Genomic DNA, 20,948 nt, shown 5'->3' with positions numbered 1-20,948 from the left:
CGCGCCGGCCTCAGTTCAGTGAGGCCACCGGGGTACCGGCCGGCTGCGGCGCCGGCAGGGTGCGGGCGATCTCCTCCATGATCGTGCGCGTCGCGGTGTGGACGAAGAAGTGGCCGCCGGGCAGCATCCGCAGCCGGGATCCACTGGACGACTGCCGGCGCCAGCCGTGCAGCCGGGCCGGGTTGACCAGGGCGTCGGCCGTGCCGCCGAACACCGTCAGGGGCACCGGCAGCGCGGGGCCGTCCAGGTACTCGTAGTTCTCCAGCACCGAGAAGTCGGCGCGCAGTGTGGGCAGCATCAGCTCCATCAACTCGGCGTCGTCCAGAATCGCCTGGGGGGTGCCGCCGAGGGTGCGCAGCTGCTCCATCACGTCCTCGTCCGGCGCGTCGTGGATCGGCGGCCGGCCGGAGGGCGTGTCGGGCGCGGAGCGGCCGGACACGAACAGGTGGGCGGGCAGCGGCCTGCCGCGCCGGAGCAGGGCCCGCGTCAGTTCGAAGGCGAGCAGACTGCCCATGCTGTGGCCGAAGACCGCGAACGGCCGGTCGAGGAACGGCTCGACGGCGTCGGCCAGCCCGTCCACCAGCGGGCGCAGTCTGCTGATCGGGGCCTCGCCGAAGCGGCCACCGCGGCCGGGCAGCTCCAGGGGGCATATCTGGATGTGCTCGGGCGCGTGCGCGTGCCACTCGCGGTACGCAGCCGCGCTGCCGCCGGCGTAGGGGAGACAGAACAGCCGGTAAGCGGCGTGTCCCTGAGGCACCCAGCTGCCGAACCAAGGGTTCTTCACTTCACTTCTCCTTCACAGCTCGGCACCGGCGGTCACGTCGGCGGGGTCGGTTGCACGGCGGTGCGGTGAGCCCGCTCAGCCGCCGGTGCCGGTTTCCACCAGCTTCAGGGCGCGGGAGGGACAGCGCCCCACCACACCCCGGACGGCCGTGACACGCTCGGCCGGCGGGTCGGACCGGAGCACCACAACGGTGCCGTCGTCATCGGACTGATCGAACAGGTCGGGCGCGGACAGCGCGCACATGCCCGAACTGACGCATACATCGGGGTCGGCCTCGATGCGCATGCTCGTCGTCGCTCCAGGTCTCGCGGGCACGGGAAAAGACTGCGCACAAATGGTCTATACGGGTTTTGGATCCGTCTAAAATGACGACCTGACCTTGCAAGAATAGGGCGGGGCCAGTCAAGGGCTGCAAGTGTTCGGTGACCAACAGGCGTCGCGTCGGGTAATTCGCGGCCGGCCCGGCTCTGTCGGCGTCGTCGCTGAAGCGGACATACCCTCGCCGCCCCGGCACCCTGAACAACTGTCAACTTCTCGCCATGCGCGCACCGTTGGCGACATCCGGAAGTTCCGGCGAGGTCAGTAGCACGTTGTTGGACAGGTCGCCCTGATCAGGCCACCCGAGCGTGGCTGGCCGGAAACCTGTGCAGGAGACAGTCTGTTCGCGTTCGCAGGCCAAGAAGAACGCGCGTAGATCGAGGTTCCCTGCTACTGCTCCACTCCTTGACACTCGTGTCGGGAACGGCCGATATTAAGCCGTAAGAACGTTCTATTGTTGCCGGTCCTTCGAGGAGGACTCCATGCATGAGGGCGGACGAAACAAACGACTCAGTAACCGCTGGGGCAGCGGTATTGAGCCTGGCGCCGGTGTCCGCCGCTGGAGCCTCCAGGACGGCCTCGCCCTCCCGCCGTGCCGGGTACCGGGCGCACCGCACCTGTTGGTGAGCTGATCACGGGAGGGTGCCCGGCAGAGCTGTGACCGAATCGGCACAGCTCCACCGCCGCACGCCCGGCCACGCATCAAGGCGGGCCGGCATTCCCGCGCGCTCCCCCCACCGGCGTTACCCCGACGCCGCGCGCCTGCGGGCTGCCACCGCCCTTTCCACCCGTCCCCTTTTCCGCCTGTCCGCCTGTCCGCTTTCCGGCGGACCGCCGTCGGCCGTGCGCCCCGCACACCGGCCGGCCTGAACCCGCGCAGAAGGAGTCCTGCCGGATCACCACAGAGACGCTCACCACGACGCCGCCCACTGAAGAGCTACGGAGGAAGAGCCACGTGCCTGATTCACCAGCCGGTGAAGAGCCACAGTCGCCCATCGACGAACATGTCATCTCCCGGCAGACGCAGTTAATCCCCGTCAACTCCTTAGTGGCGGCCGACTCCCCGCGGCTGGCGGGAGAGGTCGAGGAGCACGCCAGGACACTGGCCGAGTCGGAGGCCGCCCTGCCGCCCATCGTCGTCCACCGGCCCACCATGCGGGTCGTCGACGGCATGCACCGGCTGCGGGCGGCCGTGCTGCGCGGTGACGACCTCATCGAGGTCCGGTTCGTCGAGGGCACCGAGCAGGACGCCTTCGTCCTCGCCGTGAAACTCAACGCCGAGCACGGCATGCCCCTGTCCCGGCAGGATCGGGTGGCCGCGGCGATGCGCATCGTGGAGAGTCATCCGGCCTGGTCCGACCGGAGAATCGCGGCTGTCACCGGCCTGTCCCCGGGCGTGGTGGGCTCGCTTCGCGCCAGGGCCGGCGGCACCCCCCAACTCGCCCTGCGCACCGGGCGGGACGGCCGAAGACGCCCCGTCAACTCGGCCGCCGGGCGCCTCGCGGCCAGCAGGGTCATCGCGGAGACCCCGGACGCCTCGCTGCGGGAGATCGCGAGCAAGGCGGGGATCGCGGTGGCCACCGCACGGGACGTGCGCCGGCGGATGCGGCTCGGACAGGACCCGGTGACGCCCAGACTCCGGCTGGCCGTCGGCACGGCCGACGCCGGCGAGGAGGCCGGCGGGCCGGCCGACGCGTCCGGGACACCGCTGTCACCGCTGGTCTGGGAGAGCATGCTCTCCAGCATGCGCAGAGACCCCTCGCTGCGCATGTCGCAGATCGGCCGCAGGCTGCTGCAACTGCTGCGCGCCCACCTGTTCACCGCGGAGCAGCAGAAGGTCCTCATCGACGGCATCCCGGCCCACCGGACCGCCGACGTGGCGCGGATGGCCCGGGACTGCGCCTCCTGGTGGCTGCAGTTCGCCCGCGACGTCGAGGGCAGAGGCCCGGCCGAGGACGGCGGAGCCGGGCAGCAGCGGGTACGGCAACTCTCCTCCGGAGCCTGAGCGTTCGGCACCATCTCACAGACCGTCCCACGGGCTGCCGCACCGGCATGCCCGGAACACCCCTACGACTCATGACGCAACACGGCTGGTGACATCAGCGGCACCGGCCGGGAAAGGAACCCCAGATGGCCAATCCCTTCGACGATCAGCAGGCTCGCTGTCTCGTGCTCGCCAACTCCGAGGGCCAGCACTCCCTCTGGCCCGCTTTCGCCGCGGTGCCGGCCGGATGGAGCGTGGCGCACGGAGAAGCGGGGCGCGAGGAATGCTTGGAGTACATCGAGCGCACCTGGACCGACCTGCGGCCGAGATCCCTGGTCACCGCGGTCGAGCAGGACTGACGCGATGAACGGTGGGGGCGCCGGACAGGGCGCCCCCACCCGTCAACCGGCCGCGGGTACGGGACCGGTGCGGAACCGGTTGATCGCGGCCTCGTGCTTCGCCCGCAGTTCCGGGTCCCGCACCCCAAGGCCCTCGCGGGGGGCGAGGCCCAGCACACCGACCTTGCGCTGGTGCCGGTTGTGGTGCACGTCGTACACGGCCTGCGCGGTCTGCTCCAGCGGTACCACCTGGGAGAGCGTGGGGTGGATGCGTCCCTTGGCGATGAGCCGGTTCGCCTCCCACGCCTCCCGGTAGTTGGCGAAGTGGGTCCCGATGATCCGCTTGAGGTTCATCCACAGATAGCGGTTGTCGTAGGTGTGCTCGAAGCCGGTGGTGGACGCGCAGCTGACGATGGTGCCGCCGCGGCGCGCCACGTACACGCTGGCCCCGAACGTCTCCCGGCCCGGGTGCTCGAAGACGATGTCCGGGTCCTCACCACCGGTCAGTTCCCTGATCCGGGACCCGAAACGCCGCCACTCGCGTACGTCCTGGGTGTGCTCGTCGGACCAGAAGCGGTACCCCTCCGCGTGCCGGTCGATCACCAGCTCCGCACCCATCCGCCGGCACGCCTCCGCCTTCTGCGGGCTGGACACCACACACACGGGCGTCGCCCCGCCGTTGAGGACGAGCTGGGTGGCGTACGAGCCGAGGCCGCCGGACGCTCCCCAGATCAGCACGGTGTCCCCCTGCTTGAGGCGCGCCCCGCCCGGCGAGACGAGCTGCCGGTAGGCGGTGGAGTTCACCAGGCCGGAGGCCGCGGCCTCCTCCCAGGTGAGGTGGCCCGGCTTCGGCATCACCTGGTTCGCCTTGACCAGCGCCAGCTCGGCCAGCCCGCCGAAGTTGGTCTCGAACCCCCAGATCCGCTGCTCCGGGTCGAGCATGGTGTCCGCGTGCCCGTCGGGATGGTGCAGCTCCACCGACAGGCAGTGCGCCACCACCTCGTCGCCGGGACGCCAGGCGGTCACGCCGTCGCCGCAGCGCAGCACGACGCCGGCGAGGTCGGAACCGAGCACGTGGTACGGCAGGTCGTGCCGGGCCGCCTGCGGCGACGTCCTGCCGTACCGGGACAGGAAGTTGAAGGTCGGCAGCGGCTCGAAGATCGAGGACCACACGGTGTTGTGGTTGATCCCGCTGGCCATCACCGCGATCAGCACCTCGCCGGCGGCGGGCTGAGGCACGGCCACCTCGTCGAGGTGCAGGGACTTGCGCGGGTCCTTGTCCTTTCCGGAGAGCCCTTCGAACATCGCCACCTCGTCGGCGTGCAGCGTGATGCCCCGGTAGAACTCGGGCAACGGAAGGGCCGCGACGGCGTTCGGCTCACCGGCCAGGATCGCGTCGAGGATCTTCTGCATGTTTCGTGCCTCTTTCGATCGGTGCTGAGGACATGCGAAAGCGCGAGAGGTCGGTAAACGCGAGAGGGCAGTAACGCCATTGGGCGGGAACGCGAGAACGCGGTAACGCGGTGGTAATGCGATCGTGCGCCGTGCTGTCCGTCCCGGGATCGCGCATCCGGATTGCGGGGCTCGCGGGCCATTCATGCTGCACTCCGTGAGGGCACGAGTCCAGCGAGCCGATGGGTGTTGCACATCGTGGCGTGTTCAAGTGTCCAAAACAGTCAGTTGAACACCCGGACTTCCGGCCTGCCGGCGCGAGGCGGAATGGACATTTGACGCCTCGTCGGCCCAACCGGGCGCACGGTCGTGGGGGTGGGCACCCCGGGGCGGTCAACTCCGTGGTGATCGTGGGTGGCAGGACGGCCGGCCGGATAACCGCCGCCTGTCACGAGGCGGCTTTCCAGGAAACTCTCCGCAGGGGTGAACAGCGCTGCTGTGGCCGTTTCTTGACGGAGTGGGGGTGCTCGTGGATGCTGATCTCCGAACGGGGTGGATCTTGCTCGAAATGACCTTCACCTCGGTGATTTCCAATTCGTCGACCTCCTGTACGGACTACTGTTCAGTTTCTGTCAAGGTGATCAGAGAAAGCAGTTGACGATCTGATTCTTACGGCTTCCCGCAACTGCCGACGAGGAGTTTCTCGTAGGTGCCCAGTGTGAGAGGACGGTCTGATGCCGGGCCGCGATTCCGAATCGCTTGTTGATCATTTCCGGATGACCTTCGGTGCGCACCCGCAGCACCAGACCTTCCGATTCCTCGTGGACGGTGAGGGCGAGCCGCAGCGCCTGACCGACGCCGAGGTCGACCTGCGGGCGCGCACCATCGCCGCGGTGCTCCGGGAGCGCTTTCCCGCGGGTGAGCGGGCGCTGATCCTGTGTCCGGCCGGGCTGGACTACATGGTGTCCTTCTTCGCCTGTCTGTACGCCGGCATCATCGCCGTACCCGCCTATCCGCCGGACCCGGCGTTCCTCAAGCGGACCCTGCCGCGCCTGGTCGGCGTCATCGAGGACGCCGAGCCGGCCGTGATCCTCGCCCCGGCGGCGACCGTCGCCCTGGCGGACTCCTTCTACGAACACGCGCCCGCGCTGCGGGACATCGCCTGGTGCGCGGTGGACGACCTGGACACCGCAGCCGCCGACGGCTGGCGCCCCCCGGGCAGCCGCCGGGACGACATCGCCTTCCTGCAGTACACCTCCGGCTCCACCAGCCGCCCCAAGGGCGTGATGGTCAGCCACGGAAACCTGCTGCACAACATCGACGCGATGTTCGGCACGTTCTTCGCCCACGACCCCGACCAGCACGTGGTGAGCTGGCTGCCGCCCTTCCACGACATGGGGCTGATCTTCAGCCTGCTCACCCCGGCGTACGCGGGGTTCCCCGTCACGTTCATGGCGCCGTACTCCTTCCTCAAGCGGCCCTTCCGCTGGCTGAAGGCGATCTCCGACACCGGGGCGACCGCGAGCGCCGCGCCCAACTTCGCCTACGACCTCGCGGTGGCCAAGGTGACACCGCAGGAGCGCGAGACGCTGGACCTGAGCAGGTGGCGGATCGCGGCGAACGGCGCCGAACCGGTGCGGCTGCAGACCCTGGAGCGCTTCACCGCCACCTTCGCCGGCTCCGGGTTCCGGCCCACCGCGCACGCCCCCTCCTACGGGCTGGCCGAGGGCACCCTGATGGTCTCGACCGGCGACCCGGACGTCGGCCACGTCTGGCGCCGTCTGACGCCGGACGCACTGGAGGCGGGCACGGCCGAGGACGCCGCGCCGGGCGAACCGTCCCGGACGCTGCTGGGCTGCGGCACCTCGCTGTCCGACCAGCGGGTGGCGATCGTGGACCCGCAGAACCTGACCGAGCTGCCCGACGGCCGCGTCGGCGAGATCTGGGTGGCCGGGCAGAGCATCGCCCACGGGTACTGGCGCCGCATCCCGGAGACCGAGGAGATCTTCCAGGCCCACCTGGCCGACACCGGTGAGGGGCCCTTCCTGCGCACCGGCGACCTCGGCTTCGCCGACGGACCGGAGCTCTACGTCACCGGCCGGCGCAAGGACGTCGTCATCATCGCGGGCCGCAACCACTACCCGCAGGACATCGAACGCACCGTGGAGGCGGTGGACGGCGGCCTGCGGCAGGGCTGCGGAGTGGCGGGCTCCCGCGAGATCGACGGTGAGGAACGCCTGATCGTCATCCAGGAGTACCGCGGCAGCAAGGACCCCGCGGAACACCACCGGATCATCGGTGCGATCCGTGCGGAACTCGCCCGGGAACACGGCCTGCAGGCCTTCGCGGTCGCCCTCGTGCGGGCCGGCACCGTGCCGAAGACCTCCAGCGGCAAACTCCAGCGCTCCGCCTGCCTGGACAGCTTCATGAACGACGGCCTGAACGCGGTGGCCCTCTGGCGCCACGACCGCGACGGCGCCGCGCCCGCCACTCCCGCCGCGCCCGCCGCGTCCGCCGGGAGTGAACGCGCCACGGACGCACCCGACTTGGCGCCGCCCGTCGTGGCGACCGCCGCCGAGATCGAGGGGTGGCTGAAGGAAGCGCTGGCCGAAGCGACCGGCAGCCGGCCCGAAGCCGTCGACCCCGCCCTGCCGTTCGCCGCGTACGGCCTGCAGTCGGTGCACATGGTCACGCTGGCCGGTGACCTCGAACGCCGCCTCGGCCGCCCGGTGAACGCCACCGCGGCGTGGGAACACCCCACCGTGGAGAAGCTCGCCCGGCATCTGGCGGGCGAACCCGCAACCGGCACCGCGGGCACCGCCACCGCTGCCACCGGGACTGCGGCGGCCATCCCGCCCGCACCCGCCGCACCCGCCGCGCCCGCCGCGCCCGCGCGGGGCGAGGCCGAGCCCGTCGCCGTCGTCGGCATCGGCTGCCGCTTCCCCGGCGGAGCCGACGGCCCGGAGAGCTTCTGGCAGTTGCTGCGCGAGGGACGCGACGCGATCACCGAGGTGCCCGCCGAGCGGTGGAAGAGCGAGGACTTCGCCTCCGAGGACCCCAAGGCCCCCGGCCGGACCAACGCCCGCTGGGGCGGTTTCCTCGACGGCGTCGACCAGTTCGACCCCGGCTTCTTCGGCATCGCGCGCCAGGAGGCCGCGCGCATGGACCCGCAGCAGCGGCTGCTCGCCGAGGTCGCCTTCGATGCGCTGGAGGACGCGGGACTGCCCGCCGACCGGCTGGCCGGTTCCTCGACCGGCGTCTTCGTCGGCATCTCCACCTTCGACTACGCCGTGCGCCAACTGCGTGACCTGGACGCCATCGACGCCTACACCGGCACCGGCAGCGCCCTCAGCATCGCCGCGAACCGGCTGTCGTACCTGCTGGACCTGCACGGTCCCAGCATGGCCGTCGACACCGCGTGCTCCTCCTCGCTGGTCACGGTCCTCCAGGCTGCCGCGAGTCTGGCTCAGGGCGAGTGTGATCTGGCGCTGGCGGGCGGGGTGAACCTGGTGCTGTCCCCGGCGCCGGCCATCAACTTCAGCAAGGCGGGCGTGATGTCCGCCGACGGGCGGTGCAAGCCCTTCGACGCGAGTGCCGACGGGTACGTACGGTCCGAGGGCGCCGGCGTCGTCGTCCTCAAGCCGCTCAGCCGGGCGCTGGCCGACGGCGACCGCGTGTACGCGGTGATCCGCGGCGGCGCGGTCAACTCCGACGGCGCCAGCAACGGCCTGATGGCCCCCAACCCGCAGGCCCAGGAAGCCGTCCTGCGCGCAGCCTACGCCCGCGCAGGGGTGCGCCCGGCGGACGTGCGCTACGTCGAGGCGCACGGCACCGGCACCATGCTCGGCGACCCGATCGAGGCCAAGGCCCTCGGCGCCGTGCTCGGCGAGGGCCGCGACCCGGCCCGGCCGTGCCTGATCGGCTCGGTGAAGTCCAACCTCGGGCACATGGAGTCCGCGGCCGGCATCGGCGGGCTGATCAAGACCGCCCTCGTCCTGCACCACCGCGCGGTGCCGCCGACCCTGCACTACCGGGAGCCCAACCCGCACATCCCCTTCGACGACCTGCCGCTGCGGGTGGCGGACGCCCTGCAGCCGTGGCCCGACGGCGACGGCCCCGCCCTGGCGGGCGTCAGCTCGTTCGGCTTCGGCGGCACCAACGCCCACCTGGTGCTCGAAGCGGCACCGCCCGCCCCCGCCGCCGCCCGGCCCGCGCCCGAGGGTGCGGTGCTGCTGCCCGTGTCGGCCCGCACCGAGCAGGCGCTGCGCGACCTGGCCGCCCGCTACGAGTCCCTCCTGACGGATGCCGGACCCGGCCTCAGCCCCGGTGTCCTCGCCTCGGCAGCCGCCCTGCGCCGCACCCACCACGAGCACCGGCTGGCCGTGACCGGCTCGACCACGGACGAACTGCGCATCGGCCTGGCCGCCTTCGGCCGCGGCGAGCAGGCCTCCGGGCTCAGCTCCGGCGTCCGGCGCGTGGGCCGGCGCCCCCGGCCGGTGTTCGTCTTCTCCGGGCAGGGGCCGCGCTGGTGGCCGGTGGCCGCGGACCTGCTCGACGGCGAACCCGTGTTCCGGGCCGCCGTCGAGCGGGCCGACGCGCTGTTGCGCCGGCACACCGACTGGTCGCTGCTGGACCAGCTCACCGCCGACCCCGAGCGGTCCCGGCTGCTGGACACCGCGGTCGGCCAGCCCGCGCTCGTCGCCGTCCAGGTCGCCCTGGCCGCGCTGTGGCGGTCCTGGGGCGTGGAACCGGCCGCCGTCGTCGGGCACAGCGTCGGCGAGATCGCCGCGGCCCACGTCTCGGGCGCGCTGTCCCTGGAGGACGCGCTCGTCGTCGCGCTGCACCGCGGCACCGTCCTGCACGAGGCCGCAGGCAAGGGCCGCATGGCCGTCGTCGGCCTCTCGCTGGACGAGGCGCAGCGGCTCCTCGCCGAGCGTCAGCCGGGACCGGTATGGGTGGCGGCGGGCAACAGTCCCGGTTCCACCGTCCTGTCCGGCGAGGCCGCCGCCCTGACCGGGCTGGCCGGCACCTTGGAGGCCGAGGGCGTCTACTGCCGGCTCCTGGAGTCCGTCGAGTTCGCCTCCCACTGCCCGCTGATGGAACCCGTGGCGGGCGAACTGTGGCGGCTGCTGTCCGGGGTGACGCCGCGCGCCGCGGCCGTCCCGATGCTCTCCACGGTCACCGGCGAACTGATCGCCGGCGACCGGCTCGACGCGGAGTACTGGGCCGACAACCTCACCCGGCCGGTGCTGTTCGACAGTGCGATCACCACGCTCGCCGAGTCCGGGCACGACGTGTTCGTCGAGCTCTCGCCGCACCCGATGCTCACCGACGCCATGACCGAACGATTGTCCTCGTACGACGACACGGTCGCGGTCTCCTCACTGCGCCGCGACGAGTCCGGGCGGGCCGCCGTGCTGGCCGGGCTCGGCCGCCTCTACAGCACCGGCTTCCAGGTCGACTGGACCCGCGTGTACGGCCCGACCGGCCCCGTGGCCGCCCTGCCGACCTACCCGTGGCAGCGCACCCGGTGCTGGTTCGGGTCGGACACCGCCGTCCGCCGTACGGTGTGGGACGGCCACCCCGTGCTGCGCTCCTTCGTGCGCTCCGCGGTCGCACCGCGCGCCGACCACTGGTCCGCGCCCGTGGACCTGGAGGGCTTCGGCTACCTCAAGGACCACCAGGTAGCGGGCAGCGCGGTGCTGCCGGCGAGCCTGGTGCTGGACGCCGCGCTCGCCGCGGCCCGCACCCGCCTCGGCTCCGACGCGGCCGTGACCGGCCTCCACCTGACCCGGCTGACCGCGATACCGGAGCGCTGCGACGACGACACCGTCCAACTGGTCCTCCTGCCCGAGACCTCCGAAACCGGCTCGCTGCGTGTGTTCACCCGCGGCGGTGAGGGCGAGGAGTGGGCAGAGGCGGCCCGCGGCTCCTACCGGCGCGCCGCCGCACGGCCCGCCGCCGAACCGCCGGCCGCGCTGCGCGCCCGCTGCGCCGACACCGTCGAGGCCGGCGACCACTACGCCGCGCTGCACCGCTCGGGGCTGTCGTACGGACCGGCGTTCCAGGGAGTCGCGGAACTGTGGCGGGGCTCCGGCGAGGCGCTCGCCCGGCTGCGCGACCAGGCGGAACTCACCGACGACCGCGGCGCCCACCTCGTCCACCCGGCCGTGCTGGACAGCGCCCTGCAGGCCTTGGCCGCGGCGCTCGGCGGTGCGAACGAGCCCTCCCTGAAGGGGACTTACCTGCCGGTGCGGGTGGGGGACTTCACCCTCTTCACCGACCGCGCCAGGCCCCGGTGGGCGCACGCCTCGGTCGCCGCACCCCAGCCGGACGCCGACGAGATCACCGACGCCACGGTCGTGCTGTACGACGAGTCGGACGCTGTCGTAGGCCGGCTGACGGGGGTCGCCCTGCGCCGGGTGAACCGTACGGACTCAGGCGACCCGGCGAGCCGGGACCTGTACGGGATCAGCTGGCAGGAGGCCCCGGCCGAGCCCGCCACCGCGGCCCGGCCCGGCCGGTGGCTTCTGTTCGCCGACCGCGGCGGCGTCGGCGCCGGGCTGGAGGCCGCGCTCTCCTCCCGCGGCGGTACCTGCGTGACCGTCACCGCCGGCACCGGGTACCGCGAAACGGAACCCGGCCGCTACGAGCTCGACCCCGAGAGCCCGGACGACCTCGCCGCCCTGCTGTCCGCCCTGCACGGGAACGGCAGCTCAAAGGACGGCATCGACGGCATCGTCGACGCCCGGGCCCTCGACCTCGGCCTCGCCGAGGACGCCACTCCCGAGCAACTCCTCGCCGCACAGGACGCCGCCTGTATCCCCGTACTCCGCCTGGTCCAGGAACTGGCCTCGGCCGAGCGGGAGTCGGCGCCCCGCCTGGTGCTGCTCACGCGCGGTGCCCAACCGGCCGCCGACGACGAGCAGTTCGCCGTCGCCCAAGCGCCGCTGTGGGGCCTGGCCCGGGTCATCGGGCTGGAGCACGGTGAACTGCGCCCGGTGATCGTCGACCTCGACCCGGCCCGCCCGGACGACGAGGCCGACCGGATCGTGGACGAGCTGCTGCTCCCCGGCGGCGACGACCAGGTCGCCCTGCGCGACGGCGTACGCCGCACCCCGGCGCTCCGGCCCTGGAGGGACGGCGGCACCGGCGTCCGGCAGGCGCGGCGGTGGCCCTTCGACCCCTCCCGCGACGGCAACCACCGCCTCCTGGCGGCGCGTCCGGGCATGCTGTCGAGCCTTCGGTCCACCGTGTGGCACCGCACCCCGCCCGGCCCCGGCCAGGTGGAGATCGAGGTGAGCGCGGCGGGCCTCAACTTCAGCGACGTGCTCAAGGCCATGAACGCCTACCCGGGCGCCGAGGGGATCGTGCCGCTCGGTGCCGAATGCGCGGGCCGGATCAGCGCCGTGGGGGAGGGGGTGACACAGTTCCAGGTCGGGGACGCGGTGATGGCGGTCGGCGCGAACAGCATGGCAGCCTTCACCACCGTCGGCAGCGGCCTCGTCGCCCCGCTGCCGCAGGGTCTGGCCTTCGAAGAGGCCGCCGCGGTGCCGATCGCGTTTCTCACCGCCGTCCACGCCCTGGAGCAGCTCGCCCGCCTCCGCAAGGGCGAGAAGGTGCTCATCCACTCCGCGACCGGCGGCGTCGGCCTGGCCGCCCTGCAGGTTGCGCGGCGGGGCGGAGCCCAGATCTTCGCCACCGCCGGCACCGAGGAGAAGCGCGACCTGCTGCGCAGGCTCGGCGTAGAGCACGTGATGGACTCACGCTCCCTCGACTTCGCCGACGAGGTCATGCGGACCACCGACGGACGCGGCGTCGACGTGGTGCTCAACTCCACCACCGGCGAGGCCCTGGTCCGCAGCATGCAACTGCTGGCACCCGGCGGGCGGTTCGTGGAGATCGGCAAGCGGGACATCCACGACGACAGCCACATCGGCCTCGGCTTCTTCAAGGACAACCGGGCCTTCTTCGCCGTCGACCTGGAGCGGACCATCCGCGAGCAGGACGACCTGATCGGCGAACTCTTCCACGACATCGACCAGGGCTTCGAACACGGGGAGTTCACCGCGCTGCCGGTGAGCGTCCACCCGTACGCCGAAGCCGCCTCCGCCTTCACCACGATGGCCAGGGCCCAGCACACCGGCAAGCTCGTGCTGCGCCCCGAGCGGAACGAACCGATCGCCAGGGGCCCGCAACAGGCCCCCATCCGGCCGGACGCGACCTACCTGATCACCGGCGGCCTGGGCGCCCTCGGCCTGGAGACCGCCCACTACCTGGCCGCGCAGGGTGCCCGGCACCTGGTGCTGGCCGGCCGCAGCGGCCCGTCGCCCGCGGCCGAACGGGCCCTGGCCCAGCTACGTGTCTCGGCGGAGGTCAGCACCGTCCGCGCGGACCTGTCCCGGCGCGAGGACGTCGAGGAGGTCCTGGCCGGGATCGACGCCACGATGCCGCCGCTCGCCGGTGTCGTGCACGCCGCCGGCGTCCTCGACGACGGGTTGCTGACCGGACTCGACCAGGAACGGTTCCGCGCCGTCGCCGCCCCGAAGTCGATCGCCGCCTGGCATCTGCACTGCGCCACCGCCGAGCGCGAACTGGACTTCTTCGTCCTGTACTCCTCGGCCGCCGCGGTGCTCGGCTCGCCCGGCCAGGGCAACTACGCCGCCGCGAGCGCCTTCGTCGACACCCTCGCCCACCACCGCAGGTCCCGCGGCCTGCCCGCGCTCAGCATCGACTGGGGCCCATGGTCCGAGATAGGCCTCGCGGCCCGGCCCGACCGCGGCGGCGCCCTGTCCGCCCGCGGTGTCGAGAGCATCAGCCCCGAACAGGGCATCGCCACCCTGGACCTGCTGCTGCGCGGCTCCGCCGCCCAGGTCTGCGTCCTGCCGCTGGACCGCGACAAACTGCGCGGCCACACCGGCGGCGGCCTGCTGCGCACCCTGGCCGACCGCTCCGGCGAAGCCCAGGCGGGCCCGCGGGGACAGGACGACGTACGGCGCAGGCTGCTCGCGGTCGAACCCGGTCGCCGCCGCAGGGCGGTGCTGCTCGACCACTGCCGGGCCGCCGCGGCCCGCGTCGTCGGCACCGAACCGGCCGCGATCGACACCAGCGCCCCGTTCACCGCCATGGGCTTCGACTCCCTGCTCTCGCTGGAACTGCGTACGGGTCTGGAGTCCTCCCTCGGTGTGACGCTGCCCTCCACCGTCACCTGGCGCTTCCCCACCATCGACCAGCTGGTGCCCTTCCTGGCCGAGCGCATGGAGATCCAGCTGGAGGCCGCCCAGGCCGCGCCCGAACCGCCGCGCGAGCGCACGCGCGTACCCGCCGCCCGGTCCGCCACGCCGACACCCGCCTCAGACGACGGGCCTTTGGACCTCGACACGATGTCGGCCGCCGAACTCGAAGCCCTGCTGCTGGCCAAGACGAACCAGCTCGACGAAGGAGGTCAGTCATGACGGGACAGGGACAGCAGGGTGTGTCGGCCGACACGCTCAAGCGCGCCTATCTGACCATGGAGCGCCTGCAGCGCCAGGTCGAGGAGTACGAGCGGGCCCGCAGCGAACCGATCGCCATCGTGGGCGTCGGCTGCCGCTTCCCCGGCGGTGTCACCGACACCGACACCTACTGGCAGCTGCTCACCAGCGGCGTCGACGCCATCCGGGACATCCCCGCGGACCGGTGGGACAACGACGCCTTCTACGACGAGGAGCCCGGCAAGCCCGGCACGATCAACACCCGCTCCGGCGGATTCCTGGACCGCATCGACCAGTTCGACCACGAGTTCTTCGGTATCTCCCGGCGCGAGGCGCTGGCCATGGACCCGCACCAGCGCCTGACCCTGGAAGTGGCCTGGGAAGCGCTGGAGAACGCCGGTCAGGCCCCCTCGGGCCTGGCCGGGAGCCGCACCGGCGTGTTCATGGGCGTGGCGTCCTCGGACTACGTCACCGCGCAGATCCGCCAGGCCGAGGACGTCAGCGCCTACACCAGTTCGGGCGCGGCCCTCAGCTTCATCCCCGGCCGTATCGCCTACCTCCTCGACCTGCGCGGCCCCAACCTCGCCGTCGACACCGCCTGTTCCTCCTCCCTGGTGGCGGTGCACCAGGCGTGCCAGAGCCTGCGGGCGGGGGAGTCCGACCTGGCGCTCGCCGGCGGCGTCAACGTGGTGCTGTCCCCGGTGCTGCTGATCTCCCAGTCGCAGTTCGGCTCCGTGTCCAAGCAGGGGCGCGCGAAGTCCTTCTCCGACAGCGCGGACGGCTACGTGCGCGGTGAAGGGTGCGGAGTCGTCGTCCTGAAGCGGCTCTCCGACGCGCTGCGCGACGGCGACCGCGTCCTCGCCACGGTCCGCGGCGGCGCGGTCAACCAGGACGGCCGCAGCTCCGGCATCACCGCCCCCAACGGAGCGGCCCAGCGCGAGGTGTACCGGGCCGCCCTCGCCGCGAGCGGCGTCGAGGCGCACCAGGTCGGCCTCGTCGAGACGCACGGCACCGGCACCCGGCTCGGCGACCCGATCGAGGCCGAGTCCCTCGCCGACGTCTACGGGCGCCCGGAGGGCGACCCCGTGTACCTCGGTGCCGTCAAGACCAACCTCGGCCACCTGGAGGCCGCGGCCGGCGCCGCCGGACTGATCAAGGCCGCGCTGTGCCTGGCGCACGGCGAGATCCCGCCCAACCTGCACTTCACCCGGCTGAACCCGAACATCTCCTTCACGGGCACCACCTTCGAGGTGCCCACCCAGGTCACCCCCTGGCCCGCGCCGGACGGACCGCGCTTCGCGGCCGTGAGCAGCTTCGGGCTCAGCGGCACCAACGCGCACCTGATCCTGGAGCAGGCCCCGCCGGCTCCCCGGCCCGCGCCCGAGCCCGCCTCCGAGGCGCGCCGCCCCGCCTCGGTCCTCACCCTGTCGGCCAGGAGCGAGACCGCTCTGGCCGGCCTCGCGCGCCGCTACCGGGACCGGCTCACCGCCGCGGACGACGCCTCGCTGGCCGACCTGTGCCACTCCGCCGGCACCGGCCGCTCGCACTTCCGGCACCGGCTCGCGGCCGTGGGCGCCACCCGCCAGGAGATGGCCGACCGGCTGGACGCGTTCCTGCGCGGCGACACCGGCCCGGGCCTGGCCCACGACGAGGCCGAGAACACCGAGGTCGCCTTCCTCTTCACCGGCCAGGGCGCCCAGCGCCCGGGCATGACGGCCCGCCTGTACCAGACGCAGCCCACCTTCCGCCGGGCCGTGGACACCTGTGCAGAGATCCTGCAGCCGCTGCTGGAACGGCCCCTGCTTTCCGTGCTGTTCCCCAGTGACCCCGGGGACCGCAGCATCAACGACACCGCCTACGCCCAGCCGGCCACCTTCGCCGTGGAGTACGCGATGGCGCAGCTGTGGCGGTCCTGGGGCCTGGAGCCGGCCGCCGTCCTCGGCCACAGCTTCGGCGAGTGCGTGGCCGCCTGCGTCGCGGGCGCGATGTCGCCGGAGGACGCCCTGGCGTTCACCGTCGAACGGGCCCGCATCATCCAGGAGTTCTCCAAGCCGGGCACGATGGCCGCGGTGTTCGCCCCCGAGGCGGAGGTGGCCGCCCGGCTCGCCGACGACCTCGACCGGATCTCCATCGCCGCCGTCAACGGCCCGAAGAACACCACCATCTCCGGGGAGCGGGAACTGGTGGAGGAGGTCTGCGCCGCGTTCGCCGCCCGCGGTGTCACCACCAAGGCGCTGCACATCGCCTCCGCGGGCCACTCACCGCTCATGGACCCGGTGCTCGACCCGCTGCGCAAGGCCGCGCGGAAGATCGCCTTCACCGCCCCCACGATCCCGCTGGTCTCCAACGTGACCGGCGACCTGTGGCCGTGGGACCGGGCGCCCGAGGCCGACTACTGGTGCCGGCACGTCCGGGGGACCGTACGGTTCGCCGACGGCGTGCGGACGCTGCACGACCTCGGCTACCGCGCCTTCCTGGAGGTCGGCCCGGCGCCCACGCTGCTCGGCCTGGTCAGCGACGCCCTGCCGCCCGACCACGACGACCTGCTGCTGCCCAGCCTGCGCCCGGGGACCGACGACTGGGAGGTCCTGCTGCCGACCGTCGCGGCCCTGTACGCCCGCGGCGCCACCATCGACTGGGCCGGCTTCGACCGCGACTGCACGCGGACGAAGACCGCACTGCCCACCTACGCCTTCGACCCCACCGAGTGCTGGCAGCCGCCCAGGGCGTGGCACGGCGCCGGGCCCGCCGCCGCTGACGTGGATGTCGCCGCCGACGGCACCGACGAGGCCGTACCCGCCGCGCCGAGCCAGGAGACCGCGGCCCCGGCCCGGCGTCGCGGCCGGCGCCGGCAGAGCCCGATCCCCACGGCCGAGGAGCTGCTGAGCCTGCCCGAGGAGGAGCGGCTGCCCAAGCTCACCGACCAGTTCGTGCTCGGCGTCAGGGGCGTGCTCGGCTCGGTGTCCGCCTCCGCCGGTCTGGACGAGCCGCTGACCGGCCTCGGCCTGGACTCGCTGATGGCCGTGGAACTGCGCAACGACATCCAGAGCCGGCTGAACGTCACCCTGCAGGTCACCGACTTCCTCGGCGGCGCCACCATCAGCACCGTCGCGGAAACCATCCTCGCCCAGCTCTCCGCCGAGGACGAGGCAGCCCCGGTCCCAGGCACCGCGCCTGCCCGGGGAGCCGCAGGCGCGCGATCCGCGCCGATCCGCCGGCGCCGACGGCGTACTGACGACAGCGTCGCCGCCGATGTGCTGGCGCAGCTGGGCGAGCCCGCGTCCGGCGAGGAACCGCCGGCCGCCCAGGGAGGGGACCAGCCGTGACCGACGACCTCGCGGCACGGCTGGCCGCCCTGTCCCCGGAGCAACGGGCCCGCTTCGAAGCACTGATGGCCGAGCGGGAAACGACGCAGGACATCTTTCCCCTGTCCGTCCTGCAACGCGGAACCTGGTTCCTCGAACAGCTCCGGCCGCTCAACCCCGGCTACATCGTGCCCGGCGCCGCCCGGGTCACCGGACGGCTGGACGCCGGCGTGCTGCGGGCCGCCGTCGCCGAGATCGTGCGGCGCCACGAGGCGCTGCGCACCACCTTCCGCGTCGAGGACGGCGTCCCGGTCCAGGTCGTGCACCACGACCTGACCGTGGACGTCCCCGAGATCGACCTGCGGGACGACGGCTTCACCGCCGCCGAGCGGCAGCGCCGCATCGACGAGGCACTTGCCGAGCCCCTCGACATCACCACCGGACCGCTGCTGCGGGTGCAGCTGCTGCGCACCGGCCCCGACGAGTCGGTGCTCGTCACCGCCATGCATCACCTGATCTCCGACCGCTGGTCCACTGCCGTGTTCCTGTCCGAACTGTCCGAGCTCTATGAGGCGTTCGCCGCCGGCCGGCCCTCGCCGCTGCCCGAGCTGGAGATCCAGTACGGCGACTTCTCCGACTGGCAGCACCACCAGCTGGCCGAGGGCGCCTGGGACGAGGACCTGGCGTACTGGCGAGCGCACCTCGATGGCGCCCCCTCGGCGCTCGACCTGCCCACCGACCGGCCCCGCCCGGCCGTGCAGGGCTTCAACGGCCACTTCGTGCCCGTCGAGCTGCCCCCGTCGCTGATGCGGGAGCTGGGCGCGCTGGCCGGCCGGCACGGCGCCACCCCGTACATGGCTCTGCTCGCCGTGCTCCAGATCCTGCTGCAACGCCACAGCGGTCAGGACGACATCGTCGTCGCCGTGCCCATCGCCCAGCGGGACCGCGCCGAAGTCGAGCCGGTGATCGGTTACTTCGTCAACACACTTGCGATCAGGGGCGACTTGAGCGGCAACCCGTCGTTCACCACCGTCCTGGCCCGGGTCCGGGACGCCTGCATGGGCGCCTACGCCCACCAGGACGTGCCCTTCGAACTCGTGGTGTCCGGCCTGAAGCCGGCCCGCGACCTCAGCCGGCCGCCGCTCGCCCAGATCAGCTTCAGCTACGGCCGCGAGCCCGTCCCGCCCCGGGCCCTCGGCGGTGCACAACTGAGCCGGCTGCCGGTCAACAGCCAGGGCGCCCGCTTCGACCTGGAACTCCAGGCGTTCGACACCGACGGCGGACTCACCGGCTGGTTCGAGTACGACCGCGACCTGTTCGACGAGGCCACCGTCGTCCGCCTGGCCGCCCGCTTCTGCCGCCTGGCCGAACAGGCCGCCGCCCGTCCGGACACTCCGGTGGACGACTTCGAGCTGCTCGACGACGCCGAGCGGCAGCTGGTCCTCGGCGACTGGAACGCCACGGAACACGACTGGGGCACGGCCGGCCTCGTGCACGAGTGCGTCGAGGAGCAGGCCCGCCGCCACCCGGACGCCGAAGCCGTCCGGTACGCCGGCCAGTCCCTGGCCTACGACGACCTCAACCGCCGCGCCAACCGGCTCGCGCACCGGCTGCGCCGCCACGGCGTCGGCCCGGGCGTCGTCGTCGGCGTGGCCATGGAACGCTCCCTCGACCTCGTGGTGAGCCTGCTGGCGGTGCTCAAGGCCGGCGGCGCGTACACCCCGCTGGACCTCGACCTGCCGGCCGCACGCCTCGCGGACATCGTCGAGGACGCCCGGCCGCCGGTGGTGCTCACCCACGGCTCGGTGCCCGACCGGCTGCCCCCGCTCAACTGCTCCGTGCTCGACGTCGACGACCTCGCCGCCGAACTGGCCGAGGAACCCGACGACGACCCAGGAGTCGTCGTGCACGGCGAGGATCTGGCCTACGTCATCTTCACCTCGGGCTCGACCGGCAGGCCCAAGGGCGTGATGAACGTCCATGCCGCCCTGCGCAACCGGCTGCTGTGGATGCAGGACGCCTACGGCCTGGACGCCTCCGACCGGGTGCTGCAGAAGACCCCGTTCTCCTTCGACGTCTCGGTGTGGGAGTTCTTCTGGCCGCTGATGACCGGCGCCACCCTCGTCGTCGCCCGCCCGGGCGGTCACCGCGACAGCGGCTACCTGGCCGGCCTCATCCAGGACGAGGCCGTCACGACCCTGCACTTCGTCCCCTCCATGCTCCAGGTCTTCCTGACCGAACCGGTGGAGAAGTGCACCAGCCTGCGGCGGGTCATCTGCAGCGGCGAGGAGCTGACCCGCGACCTGCACGACCGGTTCCTGGCCCGCTCCCAGGCCGAGCTGCACAACCTCTACGGCCCCACCGAGGCCGCCATCGACGTCACCGCCTGGCACTGCCGCCGCGACGACGCCGACCGCCGGCCCGTGCCCATCGGCCGCCCCATCGCCAACACCCGGCTGTACGTGCTCGACGGGCGGCTGCGCCCGGTGCCCGTCGGGGTGCCCGGCGAACTCCACATCGGCGGGCGGGGCTTGGCCCGCGGCTACCTGAACCGGCCCGACCTGACCGCCGAGCGGTTCATCGACGACCCCTTCGTCCCCGGCGAACGCCTCTACCGCACCGGCGACCTGGTGCGGCACCGGGCCGACGGCGCCCTGGAGTTCCTCGGCCGCCTGGACCACCAGATCAAGCTGCGCGGTCTGCGCATCGAACTCGGCGAGATCGAAGCCGTGCTGACGACGCACGAGGCGGTCCGCGAGGCCGTGGTGGTCGCCCGTGAGCACGCACCCGGCGACGTCCGGCTCGCGGCGTACGTCACCTGCACCGGCGACACCGCGCCGGCCCCCGGTGACCTGGCCGCCCAGCTGCGGCAGCGGCTGCCCGAGTACATGGTGCCGGCCTCCGTCACCGTCCTGGAGCGCCTCCCGCTGACCCCCAGCGGGAAGACCGACCGCAAGGCCCTGCCCGCGCCCGAGTCGGCCCGGCCCGACCTGGAGACCCGCTTCGTCGCGCCGCGCGACAAGACGGAGCACGCCCTCGCCGGGATGTGGCGCGAGCTGCTCGGCGTGGAACGCGTGGGCACCCACGACAACTTCTTCGACCTCGGCGGGCACTCCCTGCTCATGGCCGAGTTCCGCACCGTCCTCGCCGCCTCCCTCGGCCACGAGCTGACCATGGTCGAACTCTTCCAGCACCCCACGGTCGGATCGCTGGCCGAGTACCTCGGCAGAGCACAGGCGGCAGAGGCCGGCTCCCCGAACGGCGCCCGCGAGCGCGCCGAGAACCGCAGACAGTCCCGCAACCGGCGGCAGCAGGCGGCCGAACGTCGGGCTCTTTCCCGCGAGGACAGGTGAT

General features: G+C 72.6%; 8 protein-coding genes. 5 read left to right on the top strand and 3 right to left on the bottom strand.

The features are described from left to right. Window positions 1-10 precede the first annotated feature (10 nt). Window positions 11-784, bottom strand: coding sequence for a thioesterase II family protein (locus ACWD3E_RS26640; RefSeq protein ID WP_451390084.1), 774 nt, complete (start codon window positions 782-784; stop codon window positions 11-13). A 75-nt stretch (window positions 785-859) separates the two neighbouring features. Then, complete coding sequence (locus tag ACWD3E_RS26635) at window positions 860-1,069, bottom strand: ferredoxin (protein WP_451390083.1); 210 nt, start codon at window positions 1,067-1,069, stop codon at window positions 860-862. 988 nt (window positions 1,070-2,057) lie between these two features. On the opposite strand from ACWD3E_RS26635, the gene ACWD3E_RS26630 reads away from it, so the two are divergent. After that, a complete protein-coding gene (locus ACWD3E_RS26630) occupies window positions 2,058-3,107 on the top strand; it encodes a ParB/RepB/Spo0J family partition protein (RefSeq protein ID WP_451390082.1) in 1,050 nt (349 codons plus the stop codon). A 125-nt stretch (window positions 3,108-3,232) separates the two neighbouring features. Then, the gene (locus tag ACWD3E_RS26625) at window positions 3,233-3,445 is read left to right on the top strand and encodes an MbtH family protein (RefSeq protein ID WP_451390081.1); all 213 of its coding nucleotides are present in this window, start codon (window positions 3,233-3,235) and stop codon (window positions 3,443-3,445) included. Between the two features lie 42 nt (window positions 3,446-3,487). On the opposite strand, the gene ccrA is transcribed toward ACWD3E_RS26625, so the two are convergent. Next, a complete protein-coding gene (ccrA, locus tag ACWD3E_RS26620; RefSeq protein ID WP_451390080.1) occupies window positions 3,488-4,837 on the bottom strand; it encodes a crotonyl-CoA carboxylase/reductase in 1,350 nt (449 codons plus the stop codon). A 755-nt stretch (window positions 4,838-5,592) separates the two neighbouring features. Between ccrA and ACWD3E_RS26615 the strand changes: the two genes are divergently transcribed. From ACWD3E_RS26615 to ACWD3E_RS26605, 3 genes are read left to right on the top strand one after another with little or no spacing between them, the layout of a single operon-like run. Continuing rightward, the gene (locus ACWD3E_RS26615) at window positions 5,593-14,271 is read left to right on the top strand and encodes an SDR family NAD(P)-dependent oxidoreductase (RefSeq protein ID WP_451390079.1); all 8,679 of its coding nucleotides are present in this window, start codon (window positions 5,593-5,595) and stop codon (window positions 14,269-14,271) included. Beyond that, entirely contained in the window at window positions 14,268-17,615 is a 3,348-nt protein-coding gene (locus tag ACWD3E_RS26610) for a type I polyketide synthase (protein WP_451390078.1), read from the top strand. The genes ACWD3E_RS26615 and ACWD3E_RS26610 overlap by 4 nt, the downstream gene beginning before the upstream one ends. Then, window positions 17,612-20,947 carry an amino acid adenylation domain-containing protein gene (locus ACWD3E_RS26605; protein WP_451390077.1) on the top strand — a complete coding sequence of 1,112 codons (3,336 nt, stop codon included), beginning with the start codon at window positions 17,612-17,614 and terminating at the stop codon, window positions 20,945-20,947. Before ACWD3E_RS26610 ends, ACWD3E_RS26605 begins: the two co-directional genes overlap by 4 nt. Window position 20,948 lies beyond the last annotated feature (1 nt).

The sequence above is a fragment of the Streptomyces sp. NPDC002676 genome, from assembly GCF_053592455.1.
Note: the sequence above shows the minus strand (reverse complement) of the source record. Positions and strands in the feature narration are given on the sequence as shown.

Bases quoted from the DNA above. Each gene is read 5' to 3' on its own strand.
- ACWD3E_RS26635 (WP_451390083.1), bottom strand. From the start codon at position 1,069: ATGCGCATCGAGGCCGACCCCGATGTATGCGTCAGTTCGGGCATGTGC.
- ACWD3E_RS26625 (WP_451390081.1), top strand. From the start codon at position 3,233: ATGGCCAATCCCTTCGACGATCAGCAGGCTCGCTGTCTCGTGCTCGCC.
- ccrA (WP_451390080.1), bottom strand. From the start codon at position 4,837: ATGCAGAAGATCCTCGACGCGATCCTGGCCGGTGAGCCGAACGCCGTC.
- ACWD3E_RS26615 (WP_451390079.1), top strand. From the start codon at position 5,593: ATGACCTTCGGTGCGCACCCGCAGCACCAGACCTTCCGATTCCTCGTG.
- ACWD3E_RS26610 (WP_451390078.1), top strand. From the start codon at position 14,268: ATGACGGGACAGGGACAGCAGGGTGTGTCGGCCGACACGCTCAAGCGC.